Raw genomic sequence first — 1,456 nt, 5'->3', positions numbered from 1 at the left:
GGAGACGGAGCGCGAGCTGCTTCTGCTCACGACTGAGATGACCATGCTTGCCCTGCAACGAATGCCTCCCGAGATCAGCGTCTGCTTCATCTCACAACACTCATTGCGCTGACCGGTTGAATCCGCCCATCCTCCGTCAGGCGGCGAAGTATTTCGCCGGGGAGACGAGCTGGTGAACCGCTTCCAGTTCGTCGAGGATCACAAGGACGCCTACGGCGTGAAGCGGTTGTGTGAGGTCATCGAGATCGCGAGGTCGTCGTTCTACGCGTGGCTGTCCGCCGCCCCCGGACGTGCCGCGAGGCAGTCGGCAGATGCGGCCCTCGCTGGCCGGATCCGGGCGCTGCAGGACCCGCAGCAGGGCGGGGACCGCGCCTTGGGTGCACCGCGGATCACCGCCGACCTCAACGAGGGCGTTGCCGAGAGTGAGCGGGTCAACCACAAGCGCGTGGCCCGCGTGATGCGTCAGCACGGCCTGGCCGGGATCCGGCTGCGCAAGCGGGTGAAGACCACGATTCCGGACCAGTCGGGGCGGCGCTTCCCGGACCTGATCGGCCGCGACTTCTCCACCGGGGAGCCGGGCCGCCGTTACGTCGGCGACATCACCTACCTGCCCATCGAGGACGGCACGAACCTGTACCTCGCGTCCTGCATCGACCTCGGGTCACGGAAGCTCGCCGGCTGGGCGATGGCCAGCCACATGCGCACCGAGCTCGTCGAAGACGCGCTGAAGGCTGCATGGCGCGAGCGCGGCTCCCTCGCCGGGGCCGTGTTCCACAGCGACCACGGCTCGGTCTACACCTCGAAGTCCTACACCGGCCTCTGCGAGCGGTTCGGGGTGATCCAGTCGATGGGAGCGATCGGCTCGTCCCTCTTAACCGGCTATTCGACCGGCGAGCCCTGGCGGCGACACGCCGAGGAACGTCGCGTTCGGCGCGGGGCTGACGCGCGGGTGCAACATGTGTCGCATGACGGACAAGGAAGTCCTGCGGCTCGAGCAGCGTGACGGCGAGTGGGTGCTCGCCGGTGAGCACGCCGCCCGGCTCGGGCTGGTGGACGAGTACCTCGCGCATCTGCTGGATCGGAACTACTCGCAGGCGACGGTGAGGTCGTACGGATATGACCTGCTCGCGTTCTGCCGCTGGCTGATCGGGCAGGACCGCCCGCTGGAGGAGGTCACGACCGACGACCTCCTCGGGTTCCTGCGGGCATGCCGGGAAGCGACGCTGCCGGGCAGGCCGGGACCGAACGTCGTCGGGATGGACGGCCGCCCGCTGGATCGCTATGCCGCGACGACGATCAACCGTCGGCTGGGTCTGCTGAAGGTTTGGTGGCTCTTCGCAGTTGAGGGTGTAGCCCGGGACCGCCGGCTGGTTCGCGGATAGGCGTCGAGGTCTTCCAGGATGGAAGTTCTCACGCTCACCATCCGCCGGAAGACCTCGACTTGCACCACCCTACG

The 1,456-nt window shown here is 67.7% G+C and carries 1 protein-coding gene and 1 pseudogene; both read left to right on the top strand.

The window, feature by feature from the left end:
* Nucleotides 1-128: 128 nt before the first annotated feature.
* A pseudogene (locus tag IR155_RS15645) lies at nt 129-868 on the top strand (IS3 family transposase); the annotation flags it as partial.
* A gap of 97 nt (nt 869-965) precedes the next feature.
* Nucleotides 966-1,382, top strand: a complete 417-nt coding sequence (locus IR155_RS15640) for a site-specific integrase (protein ID WP_135115703.1) — start codon at nt 966-968, stop codon at nt 1,380-1,382.
* Nucleotides 1,383-1,456: the final 74 nt, after the last annotated feature.

The organism is Microbacterium paludicola, from assembly GCF_015235415.1.
Taxonomy (GTDB): domain Bacteria; phylum Actinomycetota; class Actinomycetes; order Actinomycetales; family Microbacteriaceae; genus Microbacterium; species Microbacterium paludicola.
This window is presented reverse-complemented; position numbering and strand designations above follow the sequence as displayed.

Coding starts and splice junctions, on each gene's coding strand:
- IR155_RS15640 (WP_135115703.1), top strand. CDS start 966: ATGACGGACAAGGAAGTCCTGCGGCTCGAGCAGCGTGACGGCGAGTGG.